The organism is Carnobacterium sp., from assembly GCF_032094055.1.
In the GTDB taxonomy this organism is placed as follows: domain Bacteria; phylum Bacillota; class Bacilli; order Lactobacillales; family Carnobacteriaceae; genus Carnobacterium_A.
This window is the reverse complement of record NZ_DAMDAK010000092.1, coordinates 1407-9014: the sequence shown is the minus strand read 5'-3', so window position 1 is coordinate 9014 and position 7608 is coordinate 1407. Positions and strand designations below refer to the sequence as shown.

The following is a 7608-nucleotide window of genomic DNA, read 5'->3' as shown; positions in this document are numbered from 1 at the left end:
TCTGTTAAAATCGTATTTCTAAGTGGATATGATGATTTTGAATATGCGGTTGATGGGATAAAGTTAAATATTTTGGAGTATTTGCTGAAGCCCATTTCAATCAATGATTTAGAAAAAATGCTAAATAAAGTGCGTGGAAAACTAGATTTAGAAAAAAAAGAAGCAAATGACTTAGCAAGAATTGAAAAAGATTATTTGGAAAAAATTGAAGCTATTAAAATGTCTTTTTTAGTTTCATTGATTACAGATAATTATAATAATATAACAGAAACAGAACTACAAAAAATGATTGAAACATATCAACTAAACTTATCAGGTGAAAGACAGGTTTTATTGAACGTAAACATTGATAGTACTTCTTTTAAAAAAAACTATCACGAAAACCAAAATTTAGAATTAATCAAGTTTTCTTTGACTAATACGATACGTCAAATTGCGCAAAAATATTTAAATGGAGAAGTTTTTTCTTTTATGTCAAACATCATTGTTATCTTATCAGATACCAAAGAAAATACTGAATTGTATACAGATATTGTAGTAAAAGAAATCAGTGAAAGTACACAGAAAATTTTTGGTTTTTCTGTAGAAATTGGGGTTAGCGAAGAATATGAATGGATCTCAGCCACTAAGCGGGCATTTCAATCATCTGTTTCAGCATTAAGCTATCGATTACTGATTGAAAAAAATAAAGGTATTTACATTTCTGACCTTGAAACTAACAATCAGCAAGAATTAGTATTTGATGAAGCCAGTGAAGTAAAACTGGCTTCTTTAATTAAAATCGGAGCGACGGAAGAATTGGAGGCCTTTATAGATTATTTATTTCTATCGTTTGATACGAGCGATGAAGGACAAGAGCACATTCAAATTTTTTTGATGGAATTGTATATGGCTGTTTTAAGAGCATCCAAATCAGTAATTTCAAAATATGATTCTGATATGCTTCATTACATACAAATGATTTCTGACATTTGCCACTATCAAGAAATGAATATTGTCAAAGAGTGGTTTAAAGATTATTGTTTATCGGTCATTGATAAAATTCAAATGCAGCGTAAAAAGAAAACAGATTCAATTGCTAAACAAAGCTATGATTATTTGTATGATCATTATGACGATCCAGCAATATCTTTAAAATCTGTTAGCAAAGAAATGCTAATAAGTCCTAGCTATTTTAGTTCTCTCTTTAAAAAAGAAAACGGGCTTTCTTTTACTGAAGCTTTAGTTAAAATTCGTATGGAAAAAGCTAAAGAGCATTTGTTAACAACAGACCATAAAATACTTGAAGTGGCCATGTCCTCAGGGTATACCGATCAACATTATTTTTCTTATTGTTTTAAAAAGTATTTTGGAGAATCGCCAAATAAAATCCGTGAAACGTTCAAAAAAATGAGCTACTAGTTAAAAAGCTGGTGAAAGAAGTGAAGTAGATGCTCCAGACAATTAAACGGATTGGCAATAGCATTAAAGAAAAAGTAAAAAGTTTACAAGTAATTTTGGCGTTGGCTTTAGGGGTTTTGTCTATTTTTACTATTTTTTTATTTTCAATTTCTTTAGCTGCTATTTTTAAAGAAACGCTGATCAATACAACTAAAACGACTACTCAGCAAAGTGTAACCCAATCCAGCATCACTTTAGCCAATGAGATAGAAAATATGACAAGTACAGCTTATGGCATTCTGGATGAACTTAAACGCTCTACATTGCAAGCTGATGGTATTTCTGAACTTTTAGGAACAACTTACCGTTTAAACCGAAATGTAGTTTCGATCAGTTTAGTAGATACTTCAGGTCAAGTAGTTCATTATGCACCTGCCCAATATAGGTCCAAAAAAATAACGTCGATATACGAACAAGACTGGTTCCAAACTGAAATCTCACCTAATCAATTTACGTTTTCTGCACCGCATGTCCAAAACCTATTTGAAAAAAATTACTTGTGGGTTTTATCAGTTACTACACCGGTACTGATCCATAATGAGAAATACATATTATTAATTGATTATAATTTTAACTCATTAGGCAGCTATTTTAATAAGGTAACGATTGGAAAAAGAGGATATTCATTCATCTTAGATAATCAAAATGAATTAGTTTATCATCCGCAACAACGAATAATTCAAACGAATGCAAAAGAAGAAAAACTGGAATTTGTTACTGATAAATTAGATGGAGTCTACGTGACAGAAGATGGGAAAAATACTATCGCTATCGCTACAGTGCCATCAACTGGATGGAAAGTAATTGGTGTTTCTTATTTACAAGATTCAATTAAAGAAACACTGAGAGAGTTTCAAAAATACATGTTCTGGGTCTTTTTAGCTGTGGCAGGATTGATCACTATCTTAAGTCTCAGTGTAGCTAAATACATTGCTCAGCCAATTACGAATATGGTTAAAGTCATGCGCAATGTAGACGATAATCAATTTGAAACTTATACAAGTGAAAAACGATTTGTAGAAGTTCAACGCTTGTCAGGTTCATACAATCATTTGATTGACCATGTAAAATTTTTGATGGAGCAAATTAAAACGGAACAAGAGGAATTAAGAAAAAGCGAAATGAATGTGTTGCAGGCTCAGATCAATCCGCATTTTTTATATAACACATTAGAATCTATTTTATGGATGTCAGAAAGAGGGGATAACAAAGGGGCCGCTGAAATGGTAGCTGCACTTGGAAAATTGCTCCGAATTTCTTTGAGCAAAGGCAATGAATTCATTACGATCCAGCAAGAACTAGCGCATGCAGAAAGTTATTTAGTCATTCAAAAGATTCGGTATAAAAATCAATTTCACTATTCAATTGAAGTAGATGACACTATTTTAAGTGAGCCAACTGTTAAAATAATTATCCAGCCTTTTCTTGAAAATGCACTTTATCATGGAATCGAACGAATGGTAGATGAAGGCCGAATCAATATCAGAGCACTAGATAAAAAGGACAAAATTTTAATCCAAGTGTCAGATGATGGAATTGGAATTTCCCCAGATATTCTTAAGGATATTGAAACTAAAAAAAATAGTGAAAAAGTTGGAATCGGCATTCGCAATGTTCATCAAAGAATGCAGATGTACTTTGGAAAAGAGTATGGAGTAGAAATCAAGAGCGAATTAGATATCGGCACAACTGTTAATATTTGGCTGCCTAAATCTAGAGCTGTTCAGAAAGGTGATCTAAATGAGGAGTAACGGAAAGCAAAAAAGTTTATCGATTTTCGGTTTCTTATGTATAACGTCTCTTTTGCTAGGGTGTGAATCACAAGCTGCTGCAAAACATACGATTATGCTGATTTTAGATTCAGAAGAAACTTACTATAGTCAAATGATTGACGAAGGAGTAATCGCAGCTGTTTCAGAATACAGTGATGTGACTGTTTTAAAACGGATTCCGGCTAAAGTTAACGATAGCGAACAGCAGAATCGTTATCTGCAAGAGGCGGTGAATTTAGGAGTAGATACAGTTATTTTTTCAGCTGCGGATATTGATCAAAGTCAAAAAGACTTAGATAGGGCTTATGAAAAAGGACTCTCTATTATTATGATTGATAGTTTTTTTAGCGATTCTCAAAGCCAAAATTATATTGGAACAAATGATCAAGAGGCAGGAGAATTAGCAGGGACAGCTTTAATTGGAGCATTAGGAACAAAAGCAATGATCGGAGTTTTGAATTTTGAAGAGCTGGCAAACAATAGTCAAGAAAGAGAAAAAGAAAAAGCTTTTCATGCTTATTTAGAAAAATTCCCAAATATTGAAATTATTGAGCAGCAGCTTTCTTGGACGGATAGCGAAACTGTTCAATTGTTAACTGAAGAAATGTTGAGTAAGTACCCTGAAATGGATGGAATCGTTGCTTTCAATGAAATGACAACAACAGGTGCAGGCAAAGCAGTTGAAGCCAAAAAACTGCAAAATAAAGTAGCCGTTATTGGTTTTGACACTCAAAAAGAATGCATTGAACTGTTAGAAACTGGAAGCATCGCAGCATTAATCGTTCAAAACCCATTTGCTATCGGATATTTGGCCGTTCAAAGAGCATTGAACCCTAATGATGAAAAAAGATCAGAGGAACCGCTGTTCACTGAAGTTGAATTAGTAACTAAAAAGAATATGTATCAATCAGATAAAGAAAAGCTTCTCTTTCCTTTTGCCTATTAAGTAAATAAAATTTAGTGTTTTCAATTTTTTACATGTTAGTTGTACATAAAAAGGTATATTCAAAAAAGAATCTATCTTTTTTTTTAGTTGATACTCAAATGATTCATCTTTTAGAAAGCGATGTCAATCATTTGATAAAGTTCCTAAACAGCGATATGCTTACATTATATAAAATAGTGTTATCAGTTGATAACAAAATAAAATGGTAAACTAGCTAAATAATAGAAAAAATACAGAAAACTTAGCAGATAATACTAGTAGACATGAGGAAGTGGTGAGCGGTGGAACTGAATAAAATTTTTTTCCTAAGATTGATATTAGCTAGTATTTTAGGCGGAGCGATTGGAATCAATCGAGAATTACGTGCAAAAGAAGCTGGGATACGAACGCATTTTCTAGTTTCATTAGGAAGTGCATTAATCATGATTATTTCCCAACATGGGTTCAATGATGTTATTGATATGGCTGGTTATGAATTGGATCCGGCCCGAGTGGCAGCTCAAGTCGTTAGCGGGATCGGTTTTATTGGAGCAGGAATGATTATTATTCAAAAACATTCTATTAAGGGATTAACTAGTGCAGCTGGAATATGGACAACAGCTGGAGTTGGTTTAACGGTAGGTGGAGGGCTTTATTTTGTAGGGATAAGTGCAACAATTTTGACGCTAATCGGATTTGAATTAACCACTATTATATTTAAACAAATTGGCACAAAAACGACTATGTTTGAGATTTCCACACCTAAAAAAGAGATACTACAAGACATTATTCAACTTTTACGAAAAAAGAACAGATACCTGCAAAAGTATGAAGTGAAGGATAAAAAGATCGAAGGGGAAACAGTTTATTATGCGACATTTTACATCAGATCCAATAATCCACGAGAAGGGACGATGTTGTTAGAAGAAATTCAAACAATTCCTGATGTCATAGTGGAAAGAGCAGACTTTTCCGCAGACGAATAAGTTAATTTTTTGACAGAGAATAAGATAATCGATAAAATTGGTGTATCCATCAGAAAGACCATTTTGTAAATAGACATTAAAATAGAAAGGAAGTGAAGAGGCGTTTTTCTCCCATATATAAGATTGAGGGATACCAACGCCTCAGGACAATGAAAAATAAGAAAATTTTAATGGGAGTTGTAACCTTAACTTCTTTAACAGTTTTGTCAGCTTGTTCTTCTAATGAAGATAATTCGTCATCAAGCAGTGAAGCAAGTATTGAGTCAGTTGTTCCTTCTGTTTCTAGTGAAATGAGCGAGGCTGATATGGATAGTATGGAGAGCATGCAGCATGAAGATTCTGGTGAAATTCCGACAGGATTAAAAGAAGCAGAAAATCCAAAATATAAAGTAGGGGACAAAGCAATTATTGAAACAACTCATATGGCCGGCATGAAAGATGCAGAGGCAACGATCGTAGGAGCTTTCGACACAACAGCTTATGAAGTTTCATATGTTCCTACTAATGGCGGCAAAAGAGTAGAAGACCATAAATGGGTTATTCAAGAAGAAATAAAAGATGCTGGGGAAAAGACATTAGAACCGGGAGACGAAGTAGTAATAGAAGCTGACCATATGGAAGGAATGAAAGGAGCAACTGCAACAATTGAAGATGCTAAACAAACTACCGTATATATGATTGACTACATGCCGAAAAATGGTGGAAAAGAAGTCAAAAATCATAAATGGGTAACAGAAGATGAACTCTCTGAAAAATAGACAGCATCCAATCTACAAGAAAAAATATTCCTGTTGAGCTTAAAAAGCTTACAGGAATATTTTTTTGAAATCAATTTCTTATTGTTTTATTTGACTAAAGAAAGCGGTTGCAATACACTGATTCTGTAAAGAAAAAGGAAGAGTACGGACTAAGTAAAAAAGGAGTTGAAAATATGGCTAGAAAAGAAAGTTCTATTCAACAATTTCCTAAATCATATTGGAGGGAATTCAAAGCTATTCCCAGTTTTCCTCCACTGCAAGAAAATAATGAAACAGAAATTGGTGTGATTGGAGGAGGAATTGCTGGACTTGTTAGTGCTTATCTATTAGCTAAAGCGGGGAAGAAAGTGGTATTAGTTGAAGCTGGAAAATTAATAGATGGAGTCACAGGATTTACAACAGCTAAAATCACAGCACAACATGGTTTGATTTATGAAGAATTGATTCGTACGATGGGCGAGGAACAAGCAAAACAATATTATGAAGCCAATCTCGCAGGGTTACATTTTATACAAAAAACAGCTGCTGATTTAGGAATCGACTGTGACTTAACTGCTGAACATGCTTATGTTTATGCGGAAACAAAGAAAGGTGCTCAAAAAATCGAAAAAGAAGCAAAAGCGTACGAACGTTTAGGGATCGATGGCGGCTTGGCAAAAGAGGAAATCAATTTGCCGTTTGCTGTTGAAGCAGCACTGGTGATGCGTGATCAGGCTCAGTTCCATCCTGTAAAATTCTTGACCGGGTTGATCAAAGAAATTGAACGTCTTGGCGGTAAAATATATGAACAAACGCGAGCGCTAAAAGTGTTGGATCAAGACATTCCTGTTATTGTGACAGAAAATATGTCGTTATTATCGTGTGACCAAGTAATCATTGCAAGTCATTATCCAATTAATGATGCAGAAGGGATGTATTTTGCTAAACTTTCGGTTAATCGTTCATATGCAATCGCAGCTAGCACAGAAATGAGCATTCCTATAGGTATGTATATTAGCGCAGATTCACCGACACGTTCTTTGCGTTCCATCCTGACTGAAAGCAGAGAACAACTGTTGCTGATTGGCGGAGAAGGTCATGTAACGGGCAGAAGCAAAGTTAAAACAAGTGAACATTATCAAAATTTAGAAACATTCGGAAGAAAATATTTTGACATTCAAGAAATTCCTTACCACTGGTCAGCACAAGATTTGACTACTTTAGATAAACTGCCTTATATAGGGAAAATGACAGATAAGTCGGATCGTATCTTGGTAGCAACCGGATTTAATAAATGGGGCATGTCAAACGGAGCCGTTGCCGGGATGGTGTTAACCGACCAGATAATGGGTAATACGAATGTCTACGCAGGTCTTTTTGATCCAACGCGCACAAAATTAAAAACAGTAGACGCTAAAAGTTTTATGAAAGATAATGTATCGGTTGCAAAAGAGTTGGTTGTTGGGAAAATAGAAAAAACGTCTAAAAAAATAGACGATTTAAGGATAGATGAAGGAGGAATGCTCGAAGTTGACGGTAAAAAAATTGGTGGTTATCGGGATAAAAACGGACAGGTTCATTTAGTGAACACGACTTGTACGCATCTAGGCTGCACCACCAAATGGAATGATGCTGAACGCACATGGGATTGCCCGTGTCACGGATCGCGGTTTTCTTATGAAGGAGAAGTCTTGGAAGGACCAGCTATTAAACCGCTTAAAATGATAGAAGACGAATAGATGGAACAC

The 7608-nt window shown here is 34.5% G+C and carries 6 protein-coding genes; all 6 read left to right on the top strand.

The features are described from left to right. Positions 1–1401: helix-turn-helix domain-containing protein (locus tag RT405_RS11675; protein ID WP_313469887.1), on the top strand; the 1401-nt coding region annotated here is incomplete at its 5' end. A 29-nt stretch (positions 1402–1430) separates the two neighbouring features. Next, positions 1431–3191: a sensor histidine kinase gene (locus tag RT405_RS11670; protein ID WP_313469885.1), complete on the top strand. Its 1761-nt coding sequence runs from the start codon at positions 1431–1433 to the stop codon at positions 3189–3191. Further along, positions 3181–4158 carry a substrate-binding domain-containing protein gene (locus RT405_RS11665; protein ID WP_313469882.1) on the top strand — a complete coding sequence of 326 codons (978 nt, stop codon included), beginning with the start codon at positions 3181–3183 and terminating at the stop codon, positions 4156–4158. The genes RT405_RS11670 and RT405_RS11665 overlap by 11 nt, the downstream gene beginning before the upstream one ends. A gap of 281 nt (positions 4159–4439) precedes the next feature. Next, entirely contained in the window at positions 4440–5123 is a 684-nt protein-coding gene (locus RT405_RS11660) for an MgtC/SapB family protein (protein ID WP_313469880.1), read from the top strand. A gap of 149 nt (positions 5124–5272) precedes the next feature. Beyond that, positions 5273–5881, top strand: coding sequence for a YdhK family protein (locus RT405_RS11655; protein ID WP_313469878.1), 609 nt, complete (start codon positions 5273–5275; stop codon positions 5879–5881). 173 nt (positions 5882–6054) lie between these two features. After that, a complete protein-coding gene (locus tag RT405_RS11650; protein WP_313469875.1) occupies positions 6055–7599 on the top strand; it encodes an FAD-dependent oxidoreductase in 1545 nt (514 codons plus the stop codon). Positions 7600–7608 lie beyond the last annotated feature (9 nt).

Excerpts from the sequence above, each read along its gene's own strand:
- RT405_RS11650 (WP_313469875.1), top strand. The coding sequence starts at position 6,055 with ATGGCTAGAAAAGAAAGTTCTATTCAACAATTTCCTAAATCATATTGG.
- RT405_RS11655 (WP_313469878.1), top strand. The coding sequence starts at position 5,273 with ATGAAAAATAAGAAAATTTTAATGGGAGTTGTAACCTTAACTTCTTTA.
- RT405_RS11665 (WP_313469882.1), top strand. The coding sequence starts at position 3,181 with ATGAGGAGTAACGGAAAGCAAAAAAGTTTATCGATTTTCGGTTTCTTA.
- RT405_RS11670 (WP_313469885.1), top strand. The coding sequence starts at position 1,431 with ATGCTCCAGACAATTAAACGGATTGGCAATAGCATTAAAGAAAAAGTA.